Source organism: Dactylosporangium siamense, assembly GCF_016862795.1.
In the GTDB taxonomy this organism is placed as follows: domain Bacteria; phylum Actinomycetota; class Actinomycetes; order Mycobacteriales; family Micromonosporaceae; genus Dactylosporangium; species Dactylosporangium siamense.
The window spans coordinates 29,792-54,143 of record NZ_BONQ01000087.1 but is presented as its reverse complement, the minus strand read 5'-3'; the positions used below and the strand labels follow the sequence as shown (position 1 = coordinate 54,143).

At 69.8% G+C, this 24,352-nt stretch carries 24 protein-coding genes; 4 read left to right on the top strand and 20 right to left on the bottom strand.

The genetic code is table 11. The annotated features are described in order from the left end of the window. Nucleotides 1–9: 9 nt before the first annotated feature. The 9 genes from nuoH to Dsi01nite_RS29325 form a co-directional block, all read right to left on the bottom strand. Nucleotides 10–1,359 (bottom strand): NADH-quinone oxidoreductase subunit NuoH, encoded by a 1,350-nt coding sequence (gene nuoH / locus Dsi01nite_RS29365; protein ID WP_203849527.1) that lies wholly within the window; start codon nt 1,357–1,359, stop codon nt 10–12. Further along, nucleotides 1,356–3,815, bottom strand: coding sequence for an NADH-quinone oxidoreductase subunit G (locus Dsi01nite_RS29360; protein ID WP_203849526.1), 2,460 nt, complete (start codon nt 3,813–3,815; stop codon nt 1,356–1,358). The genes nuoH and Dsi01nite_RS29360 overlap by 4 nt, the downstream gene beginning before the upstream one ends. Further along, complete coding sequence (gene nuoF / locus Dsi01nite_RS29355; protein ID WP_203849525.1) at nt 3,815–5,137, bottom strand: NADH-quinone oxidoreductase subunit NuoF; 1,323 nt, start codon at nt 5,135–5,137, stop codon at nt 3,815–3,817. The genes Dsi01nite_RS29360 and nuoF overlap by 1 nt, the downstream gene beginning before the upstream one ends. Beyond that, nucleotides 5,134–5,922, bottom strand: a complete 789-nt coding sequence (nuoE, locus tag Dsi01nite_RS29350) for an NADH-quinone oxidoreductase subunit NuoE (protein WP_203849524.1) — start codon at nt 5,920–5,922, stop codon at nt 5,134–5,136. The genes nuoF and nuoE overlap by 4 nt, the downstream gene beginning before the upstream one ends. Further along, complete coding sequence (locus Dsi01nite_RS29345; protein ID WP_203849523.1) at nt 5,922–7,238, bottom strand: NADH-quinone oxidoreductase subunit D; 1,317 nt, start codon at nt 7,236–7,238, stop codon at nt 5,922–5,924. The genes nuoE and Dsi01nite_RS29345 overlap by 1 nt, the downstream gene beginning before the upstream one ends. Further along, nucleotides 7,235–7,933 (bottom strand): NADH-quinone oxidoreductase subunit C, encoded by a 699-nt coding sequence (locus Dsi01nite_RS29340; protein ID WP_373318862.1) that lies wholly within the window; start codon nt 7,931–7,933, stop codon nt 7,235–7,237. The genes Dsi01nite_RS29345 and Dsi01nite_RS29340 overlap by 4 nt, the downstream gene beginning before the upstream one ends. After that, entirely contained in the window at nt 7,930–8,601 is a 672-nt protein-coding gene (locus Dsi01nite_RS29335) for a NuoB/complex I 20 kDa subunit family protein (RefSeq protein ID WP_203849521.1), read from the bottom strand. Before Dsi01nite_RS29335 ends, Dsi01nite_RS29340 begins: the two co-directional genes overlap by 4 nt. Nucleotides 8,602–8,604: 3 nt before the next feature. Continuing rightward, a complete protein-coding gene (locus Dsi01nite_RS29330) occupies nt 8,605–8,970 on the bottom strand; it encodes an NADH-quinone oxidoreductase subunit A (RefSeq protein ID WP_203849520.1) in 366 nt (121 codons plus the stop codon). A 161-nt stretch (nt 8,971–9,131) separates the two neighbouring features. Beyond that, nucleotides 9,132–10,406, bottom strand: a complete 1,275-nt coding sequence (locus Dsi01nite_RS29325) for a geranylgeranyl reductase family protein (RefSeq protein ID WP_203849519.1) — start codon at nt 10,404–10,406, stop codon at nt 9,132–9,134. 282 nt (nt 10,407–10,688) lie between these two features. Here Dsi01nite_RS29325 and Dsi01nite_RS29320 point away from each other — a divergent pair, with 282 nt between their 5' ends. Further along, the gene (locus Dsi01nite_RS29320; protein ID WP_203849518.1) at nt 10,689–11,591 is read left to right on the top strand and encodes a PDDEXK family nuclease; all 903 of its coding nucleotides are present in this window, start codon (nt 10,689–10,691) and stop codon (nt 11,589–11,591) included. Nucleotides 11,592–12,339: 748 nt separating this feature from the next. Here the strand turns inward: Dsi01nite_RS29320 and Dsi01nite_RS29315 are convergent. Both Dsi01nite_RS29315 and mqnC read right to left on the bottom strand, forming a co-directional pair. Then, nucleotides 12,340–13,032 carry a demethylmenaquinone methyltransferase gene (locus Dsi01nite_RS29315; protein WP_203849517.1) on the bottom strand — a complete coding sequence of 231 codons (693 nt, stop codon included), beginning with the start codon at nt 13,030–13,032 and terminating at the stop codon, nt 12,340–12,342. After that, nucleotides 13,029–14,267 carry a cyclic dehypoxanthinyl futalosine synthase gene (gene mqnC, locus Dsi01nite_RS29310; RefSeq protein WP_203849516.1) on the bottom strand — a complete coding sequence of 413 codons (1,239 nt, stop codon included), beginning with the start codon at nt 14,265–14,267 and terminating at the stop codon, nt 13,029–13,031. The genes Dsi01nite_RS29315 and mqnC overlap by 4 nt, the downstream gene beginning before the upstream one ends. Before the next feature lie 80 nt (nt 14,268–14,347). Here mqnC and Dsi01nite_RS29305 point away from each other — a divergent pair, with 80 nt between their 5' ends. After that, nucleotides 14,348–15,295: an aldo/keto reductase gene (locus Dsi01nite_RS29305; RefSeq protein ID WP_203849550.1), complete on the top strand. Its 948-nt coding sequence runs from the start codon at nt 14,348–14,350 to the stop codon at nt 15,293–15,295. Here the strand turns inward: Dsi01nite_RS29305 and Dsi01nite_RS29300 are convergent. Genes Dsi01nite_RS29300 through paaA form a run of 7 tightly spaced genes read right to left on the bottom strand, consistent with a single transcriptional unit; the run spans nt 15,285 to nt 20,196 of the window. Beyond that, a complete protein-coding gene (locus tag Dsi01nite_RS29300; RefSeq protein ID WP_203849515.1) occupies nt 15,285–15,983 on the bottom strand; it encodes an anti-sigma factor in 699 nt (232 codons plus the stop codon). The genes Dsi01nite_RS29305 and Dsi01nite_RS29300 overlap by 11 nt on opposite strands. Then, nucleotides 15,983–16,591 (bottom strand): sigma-70 family RNA polymerase sigma factor, encoded by a 609-nt coding sequence (locus Dsi01nite_RS29295; RefSeq protein WP_203849514.1) that lies wholly within the window; start codon nt 16,589–16,591, stop codon nt 15,983–15,985. The genes Dsi01nite_RS29300 and Dsi01nite_RS29295 overlap by 1 nt, the downstream gene beginning before the upstream one ends. A gap of 49 nt (nt 16,592–16,640) precedes the next feature. Then, nucleotides 16,641–17,735 carry a 1,2-phenylacetyl-CoA epoxidase subunit PaaE gene (paaE, locus tag Dsi01nite_RS29290; RefSeq protein ID WP_203849513.1) on the bottom strand — a complete coding sequence of 365 codons (1,095 nt, stop codon included), beginning with the start codon at nt 17,733–17,735 and terminating at the stop codon, nt 16,641–16,643. Then, nucleotides 17,732–18,184 (bottom strand): 1,2-phenylacetyl-CoA epoxidase subunit PaaD, encoded by a 453-nt coding sequence (gene paaD / locus Dsi01nite_RS29285; protein ID WP_203849549.1) that lies wholly within the window; start codon nt 18,182–18,184, stop codon nt 17,732–17,734. The genes paaE and paaD overlap by 4 nt, the downstream gene beginning before the upstream one ends. Then, complete coding sequence (paaC, locus tag Dsi01nite_RS29280) at nt 18,178–18,921, bottom strand: 1,2-phenylacetyl-CoA epoxidase subunit PaaC (RefSeq protein WP_203849512.1); 744 nt, start codon at nt 18,919–18,921, stop codon at nt 18,178–18,180. The genes paaD and paaC overlap by 7 nt, the downstream gene beginning before the upstream one ends. Further along, nucleotides 18,918–19,187 carry a 1,2-phenylacetyl-CoA epoxidase subunit PaaB gene (gene paaB / locus Dsi01nite_RS29275; RefSeq protein ID WP_203849511.1) on the bottom strand — a complete coding sequence of 90 codons (270 nt, stop codon included), beginning with the start codon at nt 19,185–19,187 and terminating at the stop codon, nt 18,918–18,920. Before paaB ends, paaC begins: the two co-directional genes overlap by 4 nt. Next, nucleotides 19,177–20,196 carry a 1,2-phenylacetyl-CoA epoxidase subunit PaaA gene (gene paaA, locus Dsi01nite_RS29270; RefSeq protein ID WP_203849510.1) on the bottom strand — a complete coding sequence of 340 codons (1,020 nt, stop codon included), beginning with the start codon at nt 20,194–20,196 and terminating at the stop codon, nt 19,177–19,179. The genes paaB and paaA overlap by 11 nt, the downstream gene beginning before the upstream one ends. A 237-nt stretch (nt 20,197–20,433) precedes the next feature. On the opposite strand from paaA, the gene Dsi01nite_RS29265 reads away from it, so the two are divergent. Next, complete coding sequence (locus Dsi01nite_RS29265) at nt 20,434–21,312, top strand: serine hydrolase (protein ID WP_203849509.1); 879 nt, start codon at nt 20,434–20,436, stop codon at nt 21,310–21,312. Nucleotides 21,313–21,404: 92 nt separating this feature from the next. Here Dsi01nite_RS29265 and Dsi01nite_RS29260 read toward each other — a convergent pair whose 3' ends face one another. Further along, the gene (locus Dsi01nite_RS29260) at nt 21,405–22,253 is read right to left on the bottom strand and encodes a menaquinone biosynthetic enzyme MqnA/MqnD family protein (RefSeq protein WP_203849508.1); all 849 of its coding nucleotides are present in this window, start codon (nt 22,251–22,253) and stop codon (nt 21,405–21,407) included. 73 nt (nt 22,254–22,326) lie between these two features. Between Dsi01nite_RS29260 and Dsi01nite_RS29255 the strand changes: the two genes are divergently transcribed. Next, nucleotides 22,327–23,184: a hypothetical protein gene (locus Dsi01nite_RS29255; RefSeq protein WP_203849507.1), complete on the top strand. Its 858-nt coding sequence runs from the start codon at nt 22,327–22,329 to the stop codon at nt 23,182–23,184. Here Dsi01nite_RS29255 and Dsi01nite_RS29250 read toward each other — a convergent pair. Beyond that, nucleotides 23,090–24,340, bottom strand: coding sequence for an MFS transporter (locus tag Dsi01nite_RS29250; RefSeq protein WP_203849506.1), 1,251 nt, complete (start codon nt 24,338–24,340; stop codon nt 23,090–23,092). The two genes, Dsi01nite_RS29255 and Dsi01nite_RS29250, sit on opposite strands and share 95 nt — an antisense overlap. Nucleotides 24,341–24,352: the final 12 nt, after the last annotated feature.

The window sequence follows — 24,352 nt, the reverse complement described above, 5'->3', positions numbered from 1 at the left end:
GCTGGTCGCTCATGCTTTCTCCTTGCCGGTCGAGACAGGCTCGCGCTCGGCGATCACAAGTTTGGCCCGCGGGCTGGGCGGCACCTCGAGGTTCATGGGCGGCAGCGGGAAGCCCTTGCTACCACCGACCCGGCCGCCCGGATGCGCCTTCGGGATCTCGACGACCGTGACGTTGCGGCGCGACATTGCGATCGCGACGAAGCCGAGCGCCAGGGCCGCGACGATGATCGCGACGGAGACGCCGAACTTGCCGGGTCCGCTGAGGCTGTCGCTGTTGATCGTCAGCAGGATGCCGGCGAGCGACAGGATCCAGATCAGGTTGGCCGGGATCAGGACCTTCCAGCCGAACCGCATGAACTGGTCGTAGCGCAGGCGGGGCAGCGTGCCGCGCAGCCACACGAAGACGAACAGCAGCAGCAGGACCTTGATGGTGAACCAGAGGACCGGCCACCAGCCCTGGTTGGCGCCGTCCCACAGCGAGATCGGCCACGGCGCCCGCCAGCCGCCGAGGAACAGCGTCGTGCACAGGCCGGAGACGGTGACCATGTTGACGTACTCGGCGAGGAAGAACAGCGCGAACTTCAGCGAGGAGTACTCGGTGTGGAAACCACCGACCAGCTCCGACTCGGCCTCGGGAAGGTCGAACGGGGCCCGGTTGGTCTCGCCGACCGCGGCGGTGAAGTAGATCAGGAAGCTCGGGATGAGCAGGATGCCGTACCAGGCGGGCAGGTCGGCGTGCCAGCCGCCGATGTTGACGGTGCCGTTGCCGGCCTGCCCCTCCACGATCTGGGAGGTCGACATCGTGCCCGAGACCAGGAAGACCGAGACGATCGACAGGCCCATCGCGACCTCGTACGAGATCATCTGGGCGCTGGAGCGCAGGCCGCCGAGCAGCGGGTAGGTCGAGCCGGAGGCCCAGCCACCGAGCACGACGCCGTAGATGCCCATCGACGAGCAGGCCAGCACCAGCAGGACGGCCACCGGGATGTCGGTGAGCTGCAGCGGGCTGTGCGTGCCGAAGATCGAGACCGTCGGGCCGAACGGGATCACCGAGAACGCGGTGAACGCGCAGATCGTGGAGATCACCGGGGCGAAGAAGAAGACGACCTTGTCCGCGAGGCGCGGCATGATGTCTTCCTTGAACGCCAGCTTCAGGCCGTCCGCGAGGGACTGCAGCAGGCCGAACGGGCCGTTGCGGTTCGGGCCGGGCCGGACCTGCATCCGGGCCACGACCTTGCGCTCGTACCAGATGGCGAAGAGCGTCATGACGACCAGGAACGCGAAGATCACGACGACCTTGGCGAGCACCAGCCACCAGGGGTCTTTGCCGAACTGGTCGAGGTTCTCGGCGAGGATCATGATTTGGTACCCCCAGTGCTGATCTCGACCAGCGCACCTTCGGCGACGCCGAGCGTGCGGCGCAGGGTCGAGCCGGGTGAGTTCGTCGGGACCCAAACGACCCCGTCGACCATGTCGGTGACCAGCGCCGGCAGGGTGATCGCGCCCCGCCCGGTGCCGACCGTCACCGCGTCACCGTCGGCGACCCCGAGGTCGGCCGCGGTGCTCTTGGAGATCCGCGCGACCGGCGTGCGGGCGGTGCCGGCCAGGTGGCCGTCGCCGTCCTGCAGCGAACCGTTGTCGAGCAGGTGGTGCCAGGACGCGAGGACCGCCTGGCCGCTGGTGGGCGCGGCGGCCGCGCCGGCGGCCACCGTCGGCACCGCGACCCGGACACTGCCGCGCAGCGCGGTGCCCGCCTCGGCGGTTCCGGGCAGCGGCAGCTCCGCCAGCGCGGCGAGCTGCGTCCGCGCGGCGGCGACGTCGCCGACTCCCAGCTCGAGGCCGAGCTCGCGGCCGAGCGCGTCCAGGACGCGGGCGTCGCTCATCGCGGCGGTCTTGAGCACCGTGCCGAACGGGCGGACCCGACCTTCCCAGTTGACATACGAGCCGGTCTTCTCGACCGCCGGGGCGATCGGCAGGACCACGTCGGCGCGCTTCGCGACGACGCTGAGCCGCAGCTCCAGGCTGACGACGAAACCGACCGCGTCCAGCGCCTGCTCGGCGGCCTGCGGGTCGGCCAGGTCGGCCGGGTCGACGCCGCCGACGAGCAGCGCGCCGAGCTGGCCGGCCTTGGCGGCGGCGATGATCGCGTCGGTGTCGCGGCCCGAGGCGCTGGGCAGGACACCCGCGTCGAGCTGCCACGCGGCCGCGACCTCGCTGCGGGCGGCCGGGTCGTAGACCGGGCGGCCACCGGGCAGCAGGGTCGGCAGCGCGCCGGCCTCGACCGCACCGCGGTCACCCGCGCGACGCGGCACCCAGGCGAGCTTGGCGCCGGTCTCCTCGGCGATCCGCGCCGCGGTGGACAGGCCGCCCTCGACGCTCGCCAGCCGCTCGCCGACGAACAGGATCGCGCCGTCGGCCGACAGCGCCTCGCGCAGCTGCTCGGACTCGCCGAGCACCTCCGCCTCGGCACCGGGCGTGGTGAGGATGACGGTCGCGCCGAGCTTCTCGAACCCGCGGCTGACGAACGGGGCGACCGCGTAGCTGGCCAGCCCCCGCTTCAGGTAGGTCTTGCGGGCCCGCAGGAAGATGATCGGGCACTCCTCCTCGGGCTCGAGCCCGACGAAGACGACCGCGCCGGCCCGCTCGATGTCGGCGTACGTGACGTCGACCCGACCCGCGACCGACGAGCCGAGGAACTCGGTCTCCTCGCCCGACAGCGGACGGGCCCGGAAGTCGATGTCGTTGGTGCCGAGCGCGACCCGGGCGAACTTCGAGTACGCGAACGCGTCCTCGACCGTCAGCCGGCCACCGGTCAGGACGCCGACGCCGCCGTTGTCCTTCGCGGCGGCGAGCCCAGCGGCCGCGACCGTGAGCGCCTCGGGCCAGCTCGCCTCGCGCAGCTCACCGGTCTTGCGGTCGCGGACCAGCGGCTTGGTCAGCCGGTCGGTGGCCTGGGTGTACTGGAACGCGAAGCGACCCTTGTCGCAGTTCCACTCCTCGTTGACCGCCGCGTCGTCGCCCGCCAGGCGGCGCATGACCTTGCCGCGGCGGTGGTCGGCCCGCTGGTCGCAGCCGGCGGCGCAGTGCTCGCACGCGTTCGGCGTGGAGACCAGGTCGAACGGCCGGGCCCGGAAGCGGTACTGCGCGCTGGTCAGCGCGCCGACCGGGCAGATCTGGATCGTGTTGCCGGAGTAGTACGAGTTGAACGGCGCGTCGTCCTCGGGCGACTCCGGGTTGCCCCGGAAGACGCCGATCTGCTCGTTGGACGAGCGCTCCATGAGGTCGATGAACTTGTCGCCGGCGATCTCGTCGGAGAACCGGGTGCAGCGCTGGCACAGCACGCACCGCTCACGGTCGAGCAGCACCTGGGTGCTGATCGGCAGCGGCTTCGGGTACTCCCGCTTGTGCTCGACGAACCGGCTCTCGGACTGGCCGTTGCTCATCGCCTGGTTCTGCAGGGGGCACTCGCCGCCCTTGTCGCAGACCGGGCAGTCCAGCGGGTGGTTGATCAGGAGGAACTCCATGATGCCCTCTTGGGCCTTCTTGGCCACCTCGGAGGTCATCTGGGTGCGGACCACCATGCCCTCGGCCACCGGCTGCGTGCACGAGGCCACCGGCTTGCGCTGGCCCTCCACGTCGACCAGACACTGGCGGCACGCGCCGGCCGGGGCCAGCAGCGGGTGGTCGCAGAAGCGGGGGATGGAGATGCCGATCTGCTCGGCGGCCCGGATGACGAGGGCGCCCTTGGGTGCCTCGACCTCGATGCCGTCGATGGTCAGCTTGACCGTGTCGACCTTCGGAACGACGTCCGTCATCAGTGGGCTCCTACCAGTTCGCCCTTGAACATCGGGGTCTTGCGGCCCTCGATGTAGTCCAGGTAGTCCTGCTTGAAGTACTTGATCGAGGACGTCACCGGGCTGGTCGCACCGTCACCGAGCGCGCAGAACGAGCGCCCGAGGAGGTTGTCGCAGGCGTCCAGCAGGGTGTCCAGATCCAGGACGGTGCCCTGACCGGCGAGGATGCGGTGCAGGATCCGCACCATCCAGTAGTTGCCCTCCCGGCACGGGGTGCACTTGCCGCAGGACTCGTGGTGGTAGAAGGCGATCCACCGGTACGTGGCATACACGATGTCGTCCTGGTTGGAGAACACCTGGACGGCGGTCGTGCCGAGCATCGTGCCGACGCCCGCCATGCCCTCGAAGTCCATCGGCACGTCGAGGTGCTCGTCGGTGAGCATCGGCGTCGACGACCCGCCCGGCGTCCAGAACTTGAGCTCGTGGCCGGCCTGCATGCCGCCGGCCAGGTCGATGAGCTGCCGCAGTGTGACGCCGAGACCGCATTCGAACTGGCCGGGGTTGTTGACCCGCCCCGAGATCGAGTAGATCTTCGGGCCGGGCGACTTCTCGGTGCCCATGCTGCGGAACCAGGCCGAGCCGCCGAGGACGATGTACGGCACGCTGGCGATCGTCTCGACGTTGTTGACGACCGTCGGCGACGCGTAGAGCCCGTGCGTGGCCGGGAACGGCGGGCGCAGCCGGGGCTGGCCGCGGTAGCCCTCCAGCGAGTCGAGCAGCGCCGTCTCCTCGCCGCAGATGTAGGCGCCCGCTCCACTGTGGACGACCAGGTCCAGGTCGAAGCCGCTGCCCAGGATGTTCTTGCCCAGGTACCCCTTGGCGTACGCCTGCTCGACCGCGGCCCGCAGCCGGCGGGCGGAGTGGACGGCCTCGCCGCGGATGTAGATCGCGGCGAAGTTGGCCCGGATCGCGTAGGAGGCGATGATGACGCCCTCCACCAGCGAGTGCGGGTCGGCCATCATGAGCGGCAGGTCCTTGCAGGTGCCCGGCTCGCCCTCGTCGGCGTTGACCACGAGGTAGTGCGGCTTGCCGTCGTTCTGCGGGATGAAGCCCCACTTCATGCCGGTGGGGAAGCCGGCGCCGCCACGGCCGCGCAGGCCCGAGTCCTTGACCAGCTGGATCAGCTCGTCAGGGTGGGCCTTGAACGCTTTGCGCAGCGCGGTGTATCCGTCGAGCCGCTCGTAGACGTCGATCTTCCACGCGTCGGGCGACAGCCAGCGCTTGGTGAGCACCGGCGTCAGCTTCGACAGCGACTCCTGCGAGGGCTGGTAGTCGAGGGTCACGGCTTCGCCTCCTCTTTCTTCTGAGGCAGCGGGCCGTCACCGGCCGGCTTTCCGTCCGAGGCGGCCTTCGGCAACGTCTCGGTCGGCTTCGGTGCTTCTTCGGCCTTCTTGGTGATCGGCGTTTCCGGGTCGAAGCCGGGGACGGCGATGCCGAACCGCTCCGCGAGCCGGTTGCCGGCCAGGGTCGGCTCGCCCGCGGGGCCGTCGGCGATGACGTCGTCGCCCCGGTCGTCGGCGAAGCCGGCCAGCTGGACCGCCATCTCCTTGAGCGTGCACAGCCGCGTGCCGCGGGTCGGCTGCGGCCGCTCACCGTTCTGCAGCTGCTTGACCAGGGTGAGCGCGCTGTCCTCGGTGATCTGGTCGAAGAACTCGTAGTTGACCGTCATCACTGGCGCGTAGTCACACGCGGCGAGGCACTCGGCGTGCTCGAGCGTGATCTTGCCGTCCGACGACGTCTCGTCGTGGTCGACGCCCAGGTAGTCGCGCAGCGCCTCGAACGCCTTGTCGCCGCCGAGCACGCCGCACATGGTGTTGGTGCAGACGCTGACGAGGTAGTCGCCGGTGGGCTTGCGCTTGTACATGGTGTAGAACGTCGCCACCGCGCCGACCTGCGCCTTGGTGATGTCCAGGACCTCGGCGCAGAAGGCGATGCCCTCCGGCGAGACGTAACCCTGCTCCGACTGCACCAGGTGCAGCAGCGGCAGCAGTGCCGAGCGCGACCGGCCTTCCGGGTACCGCGCGATGATCTGCCGCGCGCGTTCGCGCGTGACCTCACTGAACGCCATTAACGATCACACCCACCCATGACGGGGTCGAGCGAGGCGCCGCCCACGATGACGTCGGCGAGCAGCCCGCCCTCGGCCATCGCCGGAATCGCCTGCAGATTGATGAAGCTGGGCTCGCGGTAGTGCACCCGGTAGGGCCGGGTGCCGCCGTCGGAGACCGCGTGCACGCCGAGCTCGCCGCGGGGTGCCTCGATCGGCACGTACACCTGACCGGCCGGCACCCGGAAGCCCTCGGTGACCAGCTTGAAGTGGTGGATCAGGGCCTCCATCGACTGGCCCATGATCTTCGCCACGTGGTCGAGGGAGTTGCCGAGGCCGTCGCCGCCGATCGCGAGCTGCGCCGGCCACGCGATCTTCTTGTCCGCCACCATGATCGGGCCGGGCTCGAGACGGTCCATGGCCTGCTGGATGATCCGCACCGACTGGCGCATCTCGTTGAGCCGCACCATGTATCGACCCCACGCGTCGCCGGTCGGCTCGGTGGGGACCTCGAAGTCGTAGGTCTCGTAGCCGAGATACGGCTGCTGCTTGCGGACGTCCCAGCCCAGACCGGCGGAGCGCAGCACCGGGCCGGTGATGCCCAGCGCCAGGCAGCCCGTCACGTCCAACACCGCCACGCCCTGGGTGCGCTCGCGCCAGATGGTGTTGCCCGAGAGCAGGTCCTCGTACATGTTGATGCGGTCGGGCATCCAGCCGAGGAACTCACGGATCTTGGCGAGCGCCTCCTCGGGCACGTCCTGGGAGACGCCGCCCGGCCGGACGTAGGCCATGTTCATCCGCAGCCCGGAGATCATCTCGAAGATGTCGAGGATGTACTCCCGCTCGCGGAACCCGTAGATCATCATCGACAGCGCACCGAGCTCCATGCCGGTCGTCGCGAGCCACACGAGGTGGGACGCGACCCGGTTGAGCTCCATCATCAGCACGCGGATCGTCGTGGCGCGGGGCGTGATCTGGTCCTCGATGCCGAGGAGCTTCTCCACCGCCATGCAGTAGCCGGTCTCGTTGAAGATCGGCGCCAGATAGTCCATGCGGGTGACGAACGTGGTGCCCTGGGTCCAGTTGCGGAACTCCAGGTTCTTCTCGATGCCGGTGTGCAGGTAGCCGACGACGGTGCGGGCCTCGATGACCGTCTCGCCCTCGAGCTCCAGGACCAGGCGGAGCACGCCGTGGGTCGACGGGTGCTGCGGGCCCATGTTGACGACGATGCGCTCTTCGGAGCCCGCCTCGTTGACGACCGTGTCCCAGTCGCCGCCGGTGACGGTGAAGACCTTGCCTTCCGTGGTCTCCCGGGCGCTGGCGTAATCGGTGCTCACTGGTAACTCCTCCGCTGGTCCGGCGGTGGGATCTCGGCGCCCTTGTACTCGACCGGCACGCCGCCGAGCGGGTAGTCCTTCCGCTGCGGGAAGCCCTCCCAGTCGTCGGGCATGAGAATGCGGGTCAGGTTGGGGTGGCCGTCGAAGACGATGCCGAACATGTCGTACGTCTCCCGCTCCTGCCAGTCGGCGGTCGGGTAGATCTGCGTGACGCTCGGCAGGTGCGGGTCCTCGGCGGTGACCGCGGCCTCCAACCGGATCCGGCGGCGGAACGTCATCGAGGTCAGGTGGTAGACGGCGTGCAGCCGCCGGCCGTCGGAGCCCAGGTAGTCGACCCCGGACACCGACGAGAGCAGCTCGAAGCGCAGCGCCGGGTCGTCCCGCATGGTCTGCGCGACCTCGGCGATGCGCTCGGGCACCACGTGCAGCGTCAGCTCGCCGCGGTCCACGACGACCCGCTCGATCGCGTCGGCGAAGCCGGGATACGCCTCCTCCAACCCGTCGACGACCTCGTCGAAGTAGCCGCCGAACGGGCGCGGGGAGTCCAGCTCGACCTCCCGGCGCCGGCGCAGACCGCCGAAGCCGGAGGTGTCACCCGTGCCCTGCACGCCGAACATGCCCCGCCCGGCGCCGCTGGACGGCGGAAGCTGCGCCGGGGCGCCGAGCTCGGCACCGGCCGGTTCTACCTCAGTCACTTCGCTCCTCCGGACAGGTTCGCCCGCTCTTCCATCCACTTCTGGATGCGCAGCTGCTCCTCGCGGCCCTGAGCGACGGCCTTGGTCCACTCGGCCCGCTTGGCCTTGTCGAACCGGTAGCTCGACGGCATCGCGCCAGGCGCCACGATCGGCGGCCCGTCGCGCTCGACCCGAGCCTCGATCATGCGGCGGCGACGGTCACCGAGCGGCTCGGCCATCACCTTGTCGTGCAGCCGCAGGATCGCGTCGATCAGCATCTCGGGCCGCGGCGGGCAGCCCGGCAGGTACATGTCGACCGGCACGATGTGGTCGACGCCCTGCACGATCGCGTAGTTGTTGAACATGCCGCCGCTGGACGCGCAGACACCCATCGACAGCACCCAGCGGGGCTCGGGCATCTGGTCGTAGATCTGGCGCAGGACCGGGGCCATCTTCTGGCTGACCCGGCCGGCGACGATCATCAGGTCGGCCTGGCGGGGGCTGGCCCGGAAGACCTCCATGCCGAAGCGCGCCAGGTCGTAGCGGGCGGCGCCGGTCGCCATCATCTCGATGGCACAACAGGCAAGACCGAACGTGGCAGGCCAGAAGCTGGCCTTGCGCGACCAGTTGACCAGCTTCTCGACGGTGGTCAGCAGAACGCCGGTCGGTACCTTTTCCTCGATGCCCATGGCTCAGTCCCAATCCAGCCCGCCGCGCCGCCACACGTAGGCGAACGCGACGAACACCGTGACGATGAACAGGACCATCTCCACGAACCCGAACACCCCGAGCATGCCGAAGTTCACGGCCCACGGGTACAGGAAGATGATCTCGATGTCGAAGACGATGAAGAGCATTGCGGTCAGATAGAACTTGACCGGGAAGCGACCACCGCCGACGGGCTGCGGAGTGGGCTCGATGCCGCACTCGTAGGCGTCGAGCTTCGCCTTGTTGAAGCGGCGCGGCCCGACGAACGGCGCCGCCGCCACCGAGAACAGCGCGAAGCCTGCGGCGAGGGCGAAGAGTCCGAGGATAGGTACGTACGGCGCGAGCGACACTGTGCTGCTCCGTCCTTTCGGCGAGCCCGGCGGGGCTGCCGCCCCTGGGGACCACTCAAGCTGTATGCGGTTTAAACACTATTCGGTGAGGTCCGGACCACTTCGTCCGGGGCTGTGCTTTTGGCTGGTCAGTTGCGCTTTCCGGGTTATGCCCGTGTTTGTCAGGCCGCGGGTGCTATGCGGGTCATCGCGTTGATCACACGGTCCATGGCGTCGCCGCCACGCGGGTCCGTGAGGTTGGCGAGGAGCTTCAGCACGAACCGCATGAGCATCGGGTGCGGCATGCCGTGCTTGGTGGCCATCCGCATCACCTGCGGATTGCCGATGAGCTTCACGAAGATGTTGCCGAGCCGGTAGTAACCGCCGTAGCGCGCCTTGAGCTCGGCGGGGTAGTTGGCGAGCACCCGCTCCCGCGAGGTGCCCTGCGGGCGGGCGAGGGCCTGGATGGCGATCTCCGCCGCCAGCTCGCCGGACTCCATGGCGTAGGCGATGCCCTCACCGTTGAACGGGTTGACCATGCCACCGGTGTCGCCCACCAGGAGGACACCCCGGGTGTAGTGCGGCACCCGGTTGAAGCCCATCGGCAGCGCGGCGCCCTGCGGCTTGCCTTCGGCGTTGGCGGGGTCCGACAGACCCCACTCCGCCGGCGTGTTGTCGACCCAGTCGGACAGCAGCGTCTTGTAGTTGGTCTTGCCATACGCCACGCTGCTGTTGAGCACGCCGAGGCCCACGTTGACCCGGCCGTCGCCGAGCCCGAAGATCCAACCATAACCGGGCAGCAGCTTGTCGCCGGACTCCCGGCTGCGCAGCTCCAGCCACGACTCCAGGTAGTCGTCGTCGTGCCGGAACTCGCTGCGGAAGTATTGCCGGACCGCGACGCCCATCGGCCGGTCCTCGCGCTTGGCGATGCCCAGCGCGAGCGCGAACCGGCCGGAGACCCCGTCGGCCGCGATGACCAGCGGCGCCCGGAACTCCAGCGGCTCCTTGTCGGGTCCGGTCGCGGTCACGCCGACCACCCGGCCCGTGCGGTCGAGGATCGGGCCCGTGACCGGCGTGCCCGTGCGCAGGGTCGCGCCGGCGGCGGTCGCCGCGGTCGCCAGCATGTCGTCGAAGTCCATGCGGGTGCGGGTCAGCCCGTAGTCGGGGTAGCTCGCGAGGTCGGGCCAGTCGAGCTCGAGCCGGATGCCGCCGCCGATGACCCGCAGGCCACGGTTGTGCAGCCAGCCCTTGTCCTCGGTGGTGTCGATGCCCATCTTGATCAGCTGCTTGACCGCGCGGGGGGTCAGACCGTCGCCGCAGACCTTTTCCCGGGGGAACTCGGTCTTCTCCAGCAACAGCACCCGCAGCCCGTGCCGGGCCAGGTGGAACGCGGCCGACGACCCGCCGGGGCCCGCGCCGACGACGATGACATCCGCATCGTTTTGAGTGTCGGTCACAGCCGTCACCTCCTGCCCTTTCGTCACGCTGACCGGTGGTTTCCGGCTCGTGAAAGTCTTCACAAAGTCACTCTGGTGCGAGTCTAGAACCGTTCAGAGGTCGTCTGTCGGTTAGGTGACCCTAAGTTGTCACCCGAGCGGTCACCTAGATCGGCAAATCGGACGACAGGGCAGCGGTCGGTCGGCTCCGACGCTCGACAAGCAGTGATCATGGCGCTGGGTTATCCACAGAAAATTGTTGTGCGTCGACAGTCAGGTCGGGCATGACAATCCTCGGACATCATGAACCCCGGGCAGCCGGACCGTGACCGGCTCGACGCACACGCCTCGGACCAACGCGGACTTTTTACTCGTGCACAGGCGCTGAGCTGCGGATATACGAGTCCGCGAATCAGGACGAAACTGCAGACCGGCGACTGGGCTCCGATCCTCCGCGACGTCTTCGCCGACCGCGGACTGCCGGTCACCCCACGCCTGCGCGACGTCGCCGCCCAACTCGCCCTTCCAAGCGCCGTGCTCGCCGGCCCTTCCGCCGCCCGCTGGCACGGCTGGGACGTGCCGAGCACCGAAACCTTCGTGGCGTTCGAGGCCCGCAGGCCCCGCATCCGGCACGTGCACGTCCTGACGCGGGAAGTGCCGGAGACCGACATCTGCGTCGTTGACGACAGGCGCGTCACGACAGCCGAGCGCACCGTCTACGACTGCGCCCGCCTCCTGCCCGACGGCACGGCCACCGCTCTGCTCGCCACCGCGCTGCAGGAGTGCTGGACGACCATGCCCGACCTGGCCACCCGCATCCGCGACGCCACCGGCCGGCACGGCACCCCACGGCTGGTGCGCCTGATCCGGTCCGTTGCCATGGGCAACCGCACCTCCGCCCAGCAACTGGCCGGCCGGCTCCTGCAGCGGGCGGGGATCTGGGGCTGGTCCCCACAGGAGCCGATCAGCGACCGGTGGGGGCTGATCGGCCTCGGTGACATGGTGTTCCCCGAGGCGAAACTGGTGATCGAGCTCGGCATCGAGGAGCTGGAGCCGTCCACGCCACTGCGAAACCGGCACACCCGCCTCGCCGCCGCAGGCTGGACGGTCGTCAGCTACACCTGGAACGACCTGACGACCCGGCCCTCTGACCTGGTGGCGGAGCTGCGGCAACACCTGGACCGCTTGACCCCGGTCCGCTGGTGACCACGATGCTGTCGCCACACTCCCGAGCGTCACTCCGGCGGGCGCTGCCCTGGCAGGCGTCGGTCCAGGTGCCGTCGGTCCGGCTGCCGTCGTTTTGGGAGGCGTCGCTCTGGCGGGCGTCGCTCCACCGAAGGCCGCACCCGGCGCCCCGCCCACCCCCGACCGCACCCCGGCGCCCCGACGGGCCCGGCGGGCCCGTCGGACGGCACTGGTCAGGCGACGCAGCGCTGACAGCACCGCTGGGACGGCACCGCCCAAGGACACAGCCCGGACGGCGCTGGTCGGACGGGCACTGGTCGGACGGCGCGGGCCGAAGGCGCTGGTCAGGCGACGCAGCACTGACAGCACCGCTCGGACGGCACCGCCAAAGGACACAGCCCAGACGGCGCTGATCGGACGGGCGCTGATCGGACGGGCGCTGGCCGGACGAGCGCTGGTCAGGCGACACAGGGCCGACAGCACCGCTCGGACGGCACCGCCAAAGGACACAGCCCAGACTGCGCTGGCCGAACGGGACAGGGCTGACGGCACCGCCCAGAGGACCCGCCCAGACGGCACCGCTCAGACGGCGCTGGGCGGCCGGCGCTCGTCGTGATCCCGAACGGTTCCGGCAGCCCGGCCGAGACCGCACGGGATCACGGTCGGGTGGGCCACATCGGCACGCCGTTCGGTTCGGCGTGCTCGGCGCAGCGTCCTCGGCCGGGCATCTGGAAGGTCACCGACCGAGCATGGTGCGAGGAGCGGACGGTCAGATGCGGAAGCCTCGGTGCAGGGCCACCACGCCGCCGGTGAGGTTGCGCCAGGCGACCTTGCGCCAGCCGTTGGCGGTGACGCGGGCGGCCAGGCCCTCCTGGTCGGGCCAGGCGCGGATGGATTCGGCCAGGTACACGTAGGCGTCGGGGTTGCTGGAGACGCGCTTCGCGACCTGGGGAATGGCCTTGACCAGGTAACCGAGGTAGGCACCGCGGAAGGGTCGCCAGGTCGGGTGGCTGAACTCACAGATGACCAGGCGGCCGCCGGGCTTCGTGACGCGGGCCATCTCGCGGAGCGCGGCGTCGGTGTCGACGATGTTGCGCAGGGCGAAGGAGATGGTGATCGCGTCGAAGGTTTCGTCGGCGAAGGGCAGGGCGAGGGCGTCGCCGGCGATCAGCGGGACCGCGGGGCGCTTCGCGTGGCCGGCCTGGAGCATGCCGATGGAGAGGTCGAGGCCGACGGCCTGGGCGCCGGACTTGGCGAGCTCCTCGGTGGAGACGCCGGTGCCGGCGCCGAGGTCGAGGACGCGTTCGCCGGGCTTGAGGCCGAGGGCGAGCCTGGTCTCTCGGCGCCAGATGCGGTCCTGGCCGCCCGAGATGACCGTGTTGGTGAGGTCGTACCGCTTGGCCACGCCGTCGAACATCGCGGCTACCTCGTGCGGCTGCTTGTCCAGCGAGGCGCGGCTCATGACGACACGGGGGTCAGCGGGATGGAGCGGCCGGCGCCGCCGCCGGGGATGGCGATCGAGGAGAAGTGTGACTGCACGCGGTCGTCCGTGGGGTCGTCGGCGGGGGTCCAGTGGACCTGCAGGTGGCGGTACTGGGTGTCCCGCTGCGCCGGGATGCGGTCCGAGTCGCGGATCATCTGGACCAGCTCGGTGAGGCGGGAGCGGTGGCGGGCGCCGGCGGAGGAGATGACGTTCTCCTCCAGCATGATCGAGCCGAGGTCGTCGACGCCGAGGTGCAGTGACACCTGGCCGACGTCCTTGCCCGTGGTGAGCCACGAGGACTGCAGGTGGGCGATGTTGTCGAAGAACAGCCGGGCGACCGCGACGATCCGCAGGTATTCGAGGCTGGTCGCCTGGGTGCGGCCCTTCAGGTGGTTGTTCTCCGGCTGATACGTCCACGGGATGAACGACCGGAAGCCACCGACCGTGCCCTCGAGATCCGCTGAGGCGGTGTAGCCGTTGGCAACGGCCTTGTCCTGCACGTCGCGGATCATCCGCAGGTGCTCGATACGCTCAGAATTGGTCTCGCCGGTGCCCATCATCATCGTCGCGGTCGAGGAGACGCCGAGGCGGTGCGCCTGGGTCATGACCTCCAGCCAGCGCTCGCCGGACTCCTTGAGCGGGGCGATCGCCTTGCGGGGGCGCTCGGGCAGCATCTCGGCGCCGGCGCCGGCGATGGAGGCCAGGCCGGCGGCCTTGATCCGCAGGATCGCCTCCTCGATGGAGACGCCGGAGACCTTGGCCATGTGCAGGACCTCGGACGGGCCGATCGAGTGGATCACCAGGGTGGGGAAGGCCTGCTTGACCGCGGAGAACAGCTGCTCGTAGTACTCGACGCCGTAGTCCGGGTGGTGGCCACCCTGCAGCATCACCTGGGTGGCGCCGAGGTCGACGGCCTCCTGGCAGCGGTGCAGGATCTCCTCGGTGCCGTGGGTCCAGCCCTCGGCGTGCTTCGGCGCCCGGTAGAAGGCGCAGAACTTGCACGCCGTCACGCAGACGTTCGTGTAGTTGATGTTGCGGTCGATGAGGTACGTGACGATGTTGTCCGGATACCGGCGGCGACGCACCGTGTCCGCCGCCTCGCCCAGCGCGTGGAACGGGGCGTCGGTGTAGAGCAGCAGCGCCTCTTCCGCGCTGATCCGCCCACCGTCGGCCGCCCGCTGCAGGATGTCGCTGATCACCGGTGTGTCCGTCACGTCATCGAGACTACGTGGGATCACACCGCACGCGGCAGGGCCCCACGATCTCTGGTGCCTAGGATCACCAAGTGACTGACATGCGCTATCGGCGCCTCGGCGCCTCCGGCCTCACCGTCTCGGTCGTCGGCATCGGATGCAACAACTTCGGCGGCCGCATCGACGCGGACCGCGCGGCGGAGGTCGTCCACGCCGCGATCGATCTCGGCGTGACCCTCTTCGACACGGCCGACATCTACGGCGCGACCCCGGGCGCCTCGGAGGAGGCGCTGGGCAGGGCGCTCGGCAAGCGGCGCGACGAGGTCATCGTCGCCACCAAGTTCGGGATGGACGCGCGGGGCTCGAACGGTCCGGACTGGGGCGCGAGGGGCGGCCGGCGGTACGTCGCGAAGGCCGTCGAGGCGTCGTTGTGGCGCCTGAAGACCGACTACATCGACCTGTACCAGCTGCATGCCCCGGACCCGCAGACGCCGATCGAGGAAACCCTCGACGCCCTGAACGCACTGGTACAGGCCGGAAAAGTCAGATATATCGGACACTCCAACTTCGCCGGCTGGCAGGCCGCCGACGCCGCGTGGACCGCGCGGACGCACGGAACGACGCCGTTCGTCAGCGCCCAGAACTCCTACTCGCTGCTGGAGCGAAGCGTCGAGAAGGACCTGGTGCCGGCCCTGGAGCACTACGGGGTGGGGCTGCTGCCGTTCTTCCCGCTCGCCCACGGGCTGCTGACCGGCAAGTACAAGCGCGGCGAGGCCGCCCCCAAGGGCACCCGCCTGGCCCGTGACGGCTTCGACAAGGTCCTCGCCGGCGCGCCCTGGGACACGATCGAGCGCCTCGAGGCGGTCGGCCAGGAGCGCGGCGTCGACCTCCTCGCGGTCGCCATCGGTGGCCTGGCCGCCCGGCCGGCGGTGGCCAGCGTGATCGCCGGTGCCACCAGCGCCGAACAGGTCAGTGCCAACGTCGCGGCCGGCACCTGGACCCCCACCGAGGAGGACCAGGCCGCCATCGAACAAGCACTTACAGCTTGATCTGACCCACGAGCGGCTCGGTAGGCTTGTCCGCGCCGCCCTCGCGCTCCTTGGTGACGCCGAAGGAAGGGGCGAGGCCGTTGATGTATTTACGGCCCGTCCCGCCCGGAATGACGCCAACGCCACGCGCGGTATCCCCGATCATCCACAGCTGGTAGTCCTTGTCGGCACCCGGATCGGACAGGCCGTCCAGAACTGCCACCGCCGCGTTCCGGGACGGCGACACGATCAGCGTCACCCGGCCGCCCGCCATCTCGGAGGAGACCAGGCGGGCGTCCGAGGCGGCGAGCACCGCGTCGATCCGCGCGTTCTCCTGCTGCACCCCGTTCTGCGCGACCGTCCACGTCCCGACGCCCACCCCGACGGCCAACACGGCCGCCGCCACCGCACCGACGGTCCATCGCAACAACCGCGAACGCTGCGACCGCCCGCCACCCACGGCACCGCGCTTGGGTCGTTCCTGAGCGGTACGCCCGATCTCCGCCAGCACGGCATCCCGCAGCCGTGGCGGCGGTGGCGCGGCGACCGCGTGGGTCAGCCAGGACGCGGTCTCCCGCAGCTCGGCGACCTCGACCGTGCACGCGCCGCACTCGCGCAGGTGCCGGTCGAACGCGGCCCGTTCCAGGTCGTCGACCGCGTCGAGCGCGTAAGCGCCCGCCAACGCGTGGATGTCCACCGTCTCGGCCATCAGAACGCCACCCCCAAGCAGTCCCGCATCCGGATCAGCCCGTCACGCATGCGTGTCTTGATGGTCGGCAGGGCGGCGCCGAGCAGGTCGGCGACTTCGCGGTAGCTGTTGCCGTTGTAGTAGGCGAGGGTGATCGCCTCGCGCTGCAGGTCGGTGAGGCCGTCGAGACAGCGGCGGACCTGCTGCTGCTCGATGCGGGCGGTGGCGGCCTCGACCACGTCGTCATACGGCGTGTCGACGCTGCTCGCGGCCACCCGCTGGGCGCGGTCGTTGCTGGCCTGCTCGGCCCGGACCCGGTCGACGGCCCGGCGGTGGGCGATCGTGAAGACCCACGCCGTCGCGGAGCCGCGGGTGCCGTCGAAGCGGCCGGCGTTGCGCCACACCTCGACCATGACCTCCTGCGCGACCTCCTCGGACTGGGCGGGGTCGCGCAGGACCCGGCGGATCAGCCCGTACACGCGCGGCGACAGCAGGTCGTAGAGCTCGGCGAAGGCCCGCTCGTCGCCCCGGGCCACCCGGCTCAGCAGCTCGTCGGCGTCGACGCGCCGCTGCGGGGTCGGCACGGCGACGAGCCGCTGGGTGGGCAGCTCCTCGTATTCGGGTCTCATATCGCTCATTCGGAGCAGCCGCCGCCCTGGATTGGACCAACCCCAAGCCTCATGCGTCGTAGTCCACCACGACCTTGTCCGTGATCGGCAGAGCCTGGCAGGTAAGCACGTAACCGGCGGCGACCTCGTCGGGCTCCAGGGCGAAGTTGCGCGCCATGGAGACCTCACCTTCCACAACGCGAGCCCGGCAGGTCGAGCAGACCCCGCCCTTGCACGCGTACGGCAGCTCGGGCCGCTGCCGCAGCGCCGCGTCGAGGATCCGCTCGTCAGGAGCCATCGAGAGCTGCGACGTCCGCCCGTCGAGAATGATATCGACCGTAACGCCCGAAATATCCGAAGAATGAGCAGCGGGTGAAGCCGGTACATCAGCCACATGGAACAACTCAGTGTGCACGGCGTCGTCCGTCACGCCCCGCAGGCTCAACGCGACCCGGGCGTCCAGGACCATGCCGTGCGGCCCGCACAGGAACCACTCGTCCACGGTGCCCGCCGGCAACAGCGTGTCGAGGATCGCGCCGACCCGCTGCTCGTCGAGGCGTCCGGAGAGCAGCGCGGACTCCTGCGCCTCGCGGGAGAGCACGTGGACGATGTGCAGCCGCTCCCGGTGCAGGTCCTTGAGGTCGGCGAGCTCCTCGGCGAACATGACGGTGCCGGCGGCGCGGTTGCCGTAGACGACGGTGAAGCGGCTCGACGGCTCCACCTCCAGGGCCGTCCCGACGAGCGACAGGACCGGCGTGATCCCTGAGCCGGCCACGAGTGCGGCGTAGTGCCTGGTCCGGGACGGGTCGAACGCGCTGGTGAAGTGGCCCAGCGGGGGCATGACGTCGATCTCGTCGCCGGGGCAGAGGCCGCCGACGGCGTAGGACGAGAACGCCCCGCCGGGCACCGCCCTGATCCCGACCCGCAGGACCCCCTCGGCGGCCAGCCGCGACGGGGTCGAGCAGATCGAATACGAGCGGCGGATCTCGGTGTCGCCGTCCCAGCGCCGGACGGTGAGGTGCTGCCCGGCCTGAAACGCGAACGCGGCGCGCTGCCCGGCCGGCACGTCGAAGGTCACCACGACCGAGTCGTCGGTGAGGGCCTCGACGTCCACGACGGCCAGTCGCTGAAACGTGGGGCGGCGCAGCTTGAGCGGGGTGGTCATATCGCCTTCACCGCGTCGAAGGGCTCGAGGCAGGACGTGCAGCGCCACAGGGACTTGCACGCGGTCGAGCCGAACCGGGACAGCTGCTCGGTCGCCGGCGACCCGCAGCGGGGGCAGCGCACCGACAGTGTGACGAAGACGCGGCCCGGTGGTGCGATCCCGGCCGCGGCCAGCTTCGACCGGCCCTCTTCCGTGATCATGTCGGTCGACCACGGCGGGTCGAGGACGGTCTTGACGGAGATCTCGGACACACCCGCCTCGTGGAGGGCGGACTCGATGTCGGCGCGGATCAGGTCCATGGCGGGGCAGCCGGAATAGGTCGGGGTGATCGTTACCGTGACGGCGTCACCGTCGACCGAGACGTCGCGGAGGATGCCGAGCTCAGCGAGGTTGAGCACCCGCAGCTCCGGGTCCTTGACGGCGGCGACCACGTCGAAGAGCGTCACCAGCGGGCTCCCGGGTGTGCGCGGTGCAGCACCTGCATCTCGGCGAGCAGCTTCGCCAGCGCCTCGGTGTGTTCACCCCTGCGGACAACCGACGAATCGGAATCCAGAGGTCTGGTCAGCGTCGCCTCGGCGAGGACGGCGTCGACCGCCGCCAGCCACGCCGGCCGCAGCGTCGACGGGTCGACGATGACCCCCGCGACGCTCAGTGCGTGCACGTCCGGATCCACCTCGAACAGCTGGTCCGTGTACGGCCACACCAGGTCGACCGCGGCCTGCATGCGCTCGTTCGACTCCTCGGTGCCGTCGCCGAGCCGCACGACCCACCGGGAGCTGTGGTCGACGTGATACGCCGACTCCTTGCGCGCCTTCGCGGCGACGGCGGCGACCCGCTCGTCGCCGACGCCGATCGAACGGTCGTAGAGCAGCCGCTGATACACCGACAGGAACAGCAGCTTGGCCATGGTGACCGCGAAGTCGCCGTTGTCGAGCTCGACCAGCCGCACGTTGCGGAACTCGTGCGCGGAGCGCAGATACGCCAGGTCGTCCTCGGTGCGGCCGGCACCTTCGAGCTCGCCGGCGTAGGTCAGCAGCATCCTGGCCACGCCGAGCTGGTCGAGGGCGATGTTCGCCAGGGCGATGTCCTCTTCCATCTCCGGCGCGCGGGAGCACCACTCGCCGAGCCGCTGCGCGGCGACCAGCGCGTCGTCGGCGAGGCCCAGCACGTAACCGACGTGGCTCATATGTGTGCCGCGCCTTCCGGCACGTCGTAGAACGTCGGGTGCCGGTAGACCTTGTCGGCGGCGGGAGCGAAGAACGCGTCCTTCTCGTCGGGGCTGCTGGCGGTGATCTCCGTGGCCGGGACGACCCAGATCGACACGCCCTCCTGGCGGCGGGTGTAGACGTCACGGGCGTTGCGCAGCGCCATCTCGGCGTCGGGCGCGTGGAGGCTGCCGACGTGGGCGTGCGACAGTCCACGACGCGGCCGGATGAATACCTCAAACAGCATTTTTTGCCCTTTTTTCGGCGTAGGTACGAGCCGCCGCACGCACCCAGGCACCGTCCGAGTGCGCCCGCCGCCGGTGCTCCATCCGCTCCTGGTTGCACGGGCCGTCGCCCTTGATCACGCGCATCAGCTCGTCATAGTCGGGCTGGGTGTAGTCGTGCTGCCCACGCGCCTCGTCCCAACGCAGGTCGGGGTCGGGAATCCGCAGGTCGAGGATGCCGGCCTGCTGCACGCACATGTCGACGAACCGCTGCCGCAGCTCGTCGTTGGTGAACCGCTTGATCTTCCAGGCCATCGACCGCTCGGAGTGCGTCGAGTCGCCGTCGGGCGGCCCGAACATCGCCAGCGACGGATACCACCACCGGTCGACGGCGTCCTGCGCCATCGCCTTCTGCTCCGGGGTGCCGTGCGACAGCGTGTGCAGGATCTCGAACCCCTGCCGCTGGTGGAACGACTCCTCCTTGCACACGCGGATCATCGCCCGCGCATACGGCCCGTAGGAGCACCGGCACAGCGGCACCTGGTTGACGATCGCGGCGCCGTCGACCAGCCACCCGATCGCGCCGACGTCCGCCCAGGTCAGCGTCGGGTAGTTGAAGATCGAGCTGTATTTCTGCCGGCCGTCGATCAGCATCTCGACCAGCTCGTCGCGGGAGATGCCGAGCGTCTCGGCGGCGGCGTAGAGATACAGCCCGTGCCCGGCCTCGTCCTGGACCTTGGCGAGCAGGATCGCCTTGCGCTTCAGCGAGGGCGCGCGCGAGATCCAGTTGCCCTCCGGCTGCATGCCGATGATCTCCGAGTGCGCGTGCTGCGCGATCTGCCGGATCAGCGTCTTGCGGTACGCCTCCGGCATCCAGTCACGTGGCTCGATCTTCTGGTCGGCCGCGACGATCGTGTCGAAGTAGCCCTGAAGGTCGGCTCCGGCCGCCACGTCACGGCCGGCGGCCTGTTGAAGGTCCCGCTCGGCGCTGTCCACCTGCTCGAGGAGCGGGGCGAAGTCGTTGCCGTACACCCTCTCAGTGTTACAGCATCCAACCTTCCCTGCAAGAAGGTGTCACAACCGTCGAGGCAACTACCAGCGACTTTTGAGCGCGTCCGGGCTGCGGCGAATGCGTTGGAAGGAGAGACTGTCCGGGATCATCACGAGGCGTCACCCCTGATCGCTTACGTGGTGGTAACACCGGCAATACCTGCTCATGACCAGCGGTCGATGCAATGGGTGCGACCGCCAGGGAGGGACCACCGACCCATGCGCAAGCGCGTCGGATTCACCGTGTTCATATTGTTCGCCGTCGCAGTGATGGTCGGCGTGCCGTACGTGTGGGGCAGCGAGATGCTGGACGATCACGGCTCCAGCGCGGCCGCCCCGGCCGCCGTCAGTGCACCCGCGTCGCCGCAGACGGAAGCCACCCGCAAGGCCGCACCGGCGGCGCCCGCCGCCCCGAGCCTCCCGCCGGCGCTGCTGCATCCCGCCGCGGTCACCGTCAACGCCACCGGCTTCTGGTCCTGGACCGTGCTCGACCGGCGCACCGGCGCGATGGCCGGCTCCACCAACGCCGCCACCACCCAGCGCACCGCCTCGATGATCAAGGCCTGGCTGGCCGCGGACTACCTCCGCCGCACCCCGAACCCCAGCACCTCGAACCTCCGCCAGCTCACCTCGATGATCCGCAACAGCGACAACACGGCGGCCTCGTACTTCTGGGGGCTCAACGGGCGCTCGGCCAGCATCACGCGGCTGGTGCAGATGTGCGGGCTCACCGACAGCAAGGCCTTCATCGACTGGGCCAGCACCATGGTCTCGGCCCGCGACGCCGCCCGCATGGGAGCCTGCATCGGCGACGGTCGCGCGGCCGGCGCCAAGTGGACCGACTGGGTCCTCACCGAGATGCGCAACGTCAGTGGCAGCCAGGAGTTCGGGGTCGTGCCCGCACTGCCGGCCACGGAGAAGGAGTCAACGGCGGTGAAGAACGGCTGGATCGCCCGCAGCGACGGCAAGTGGCACGTCAACTGCATGGCCATCGGCACCGAGTGGGTGCTCAGCGTGTTGACCGTGTACCCGACGTCGAAGGGCATGAACTACGGCGCCGACATCTGCTCCAGCGTGACCCGGCAGTTGCAGGCGTAGGAGTCGCGTCCAACTGGCACAGCACCGACGTCGTGTCCTCGCCCCGCTTCCCTGACACTAGCACATCCGAAAAAGTAATCTTTCGGTGAGCGTCAACCCACGAAGAACTCAGGCCCACCCAACGGCAGCGCCGGCACAGCACCCCGCTCAGCCGCCCGGCGAGCGAACTCGCGGATCCCCTCGACCTGGCGATCCCCGAGCGAGAAGTCCAGCACCCGGAAGTAGTGCGCCAGCGCCGCAGCCGACAGCGTCTCCCATCGCGCCGCCGCCTCGGCGACCTCGTCCAGCTCCGTCAGGCAGAGATCCTTCGACCGCAGGAACGCCTGGTGCACGTCCTTGACCAGGCCGGGATGGGCCTCGGCGAAGGACCGCCGGACCCCCCACGCCGCGAAGACCATCGGCAGCCCGGTCCAGTCCCGCCAGGCCTGCCCGAGATCCGTGACGGTCCAGCCGTGCTGCGGGGCGTCGTGCAGGGCCCGCAGCGCCACGTCGCCGATGATCACGGCGGCGTCGGCCTCGTCGAGCATGCGGGCCAGGTCGGGCGGGCTCTGGAAGTACGTGGGCGTGACGCCGACCTTCGACTCCAGGTACATCTGCGCGAGCATGACCCCGGTCCGCGACGTGGCGCCCAGGGCGACGCGACGGCCGGACAGCGACGACAGTGGCACCGTCGAGACCAGGTTGACCGAGAGGACGGGTCCGTCGCTGCCGACCGCGATGTCCGGCAGGAGCAGCAGGTCGGCGGCGTTGCGCAGGTATTCGACCAGCGTGATCGGGCCGACGTCGAGGTCGCCGGCGACGAGCGCGGCGCTCAGCCGCTCGGGGGAATCCTTGTGCAGGTCGACGTCGATCAGCGCGCCCGAGCGCATCAGGCCCCAGTAGAGCGGCAGGCAGTTCAGGAACTGGATGTGGCCGACGCGGGGCCGCTGCAGTGCAGGCACACCGCCATGGTGCCCCAGGATCCGTCGCTCAAGCGGGCGGGGCGGCCATTGTCACAGCGCGTACTCTCGTGGGGTGCGACGCCCCCTCGCAGTGCTGGTCTGCGCCATCGTCCTGGCCGGCTGCAGCACGCCTTCGGAACAGAAGCCGCAAAACGCCCAGCAGCAACCGGCGGCGGCGACCAGCGAGGCCGCGGACGGCCCGAGCCCGGCGGCGAGCCCGAGCGCCAGCGGTCCGCTGTTCACGCCGACGCAGCCGGTGACGATGAGCGTCAAGGGCTTCTGGTCCTGGGCGTATTACGACCTGAAGGAAGACAAGCTGTACGGGTCGACGCCGTACACGACGAGCGACACCGCGAGCATGGCCAAGGCGTGGGTGGCGGCGGACTGGCTGCGGCGGCAGGCGGAGCAGAACAAGCAGCCCGCGGCCGCCGCGTTGCAGGAACTATCGCGCATGATCCGTGACTCCGAGACGGAGAACACGTTCAAGTATCACGTCCAGAACGGCAACCTGACCTCGATCAAGCGGATGATCACGACCTGCGGGCTCACGGAGACCAAGGGGACGCAGAACTCGTGGAGCCTCACGCAGATGTCGGCGCGGGACGTGGCGCGGCTGGCGAAGTGCATCGGCGACGGCCGGGCGGCCGGGCCCAAGTGGACCGGCTGGCTGCTCAACGAGATGCGCAACGTGCGCGGGCCGGGGCGGTTCGGGCCGATCGAGGTGCTGCCGGCGGAGGTGCAGAAGACGACCGCGATCAAGAACGGCTGGCTGGCCCGGGACGACGGCCAGTGGCACATCGCGTGCATGGCCGTCGGCGACGGCTGGACGATCGGGATCATGGCGCACTACCCGAGCACGCTGGGGAAGGACTACGGGACGAAGACGTGCCGGGAAGTGACGAAACAACTGCTGACCCAGCCGCCGAGCTGACCCGCCACATCCAGCCGCCGAAGGTCGCGACGGAGAGCAGGCCGGCCACGCCGCAGGCGATGATGATGTGCCGGGGCTCGAAGCGGTCGACGAGGACACCGCCGGCGGCGTAGCCGATCAGGTTGGCGGCGTTGACCACGGCGCCGATGCGGGCGAAGAACGCTCCGCGCACCGCGGCGGGGACGCGCCGGGCGGAGATGACGCCGAGGAAGTTGTTCTCCGCGCCGTTCATCGCCCCGCCGAGCAGCCACAGCGGATAGAGCATCAGCATCGTGCCGGCGAACCCCGACAGCAGCACGACCGCGGCCGTCGTCAGGTGGAGCAGGACCATGATGCGCCCGAGCTGGCCGTCGTCGCGGGTGCGGGCCGCGGCGAGCCACCCGCCGGCCAGCATGCCACCCATCCACGCGGCCTCGACCAGCCCATACTCGGCCGGACTGCCGCCGAGCGTCCCGCGGATGTAGAACACCCCGACGACCATGTTGACGTTGAGCGCGAGCACGATGGCCCCGACCAGGCACACCAGCGCCAACAGGAATCTGTCATCCCGGATTTTCCATGGTGTACGACCAGCGCCCGGCGCCTGGAGTGCCGCCGCCTTCCGGCGGGTGTGCAGCAGCAGCCCCGCGACGACCACCGCCAGGTAGGTGCCGGCATCGATCAGCAGCGGCACCCGCAGGCCGAACGCGCCGACGAGCACCCCCGCCAGTGCCGGCCCGGCGAGCGCGCCGATGGAGTTGGCGGTCTGTCCGATCGCCATCGCCCTGCCGACGCCGTCGGGGCCTGCCATGTCGGGCAGTAGCGCGTTGAACGTCGGCGTCGTGACCGCCACCCCCGCGGCGAGCAGCGCGACCAGCGCGATGAGCAGCCAGGTGCTGGTGGTGAGCGCCATCGCGGCGCAGCAGGCGGCCTGGCCGAGGCCGACGGTGGTCAGCAGCACCCGGCTGTCGACCCGGTCCACGAGCCGCCCGACCAGCGGCGCGAGCACGACGACCGGCAGCACGGAGGCGATGAGGACAGCGGCGACCGCCGGTCCGCCCGCCCCGCGCTCCTGCAACGCCAGCAGGATCGCGGTCGCGGCCGTGAAGTCCCCGAGGAACGAGACACCCCGCGCGGCCGCGAGCAGGTACACGTCACGAGCAGATGTGAAGGACATGCTTCGAAAATA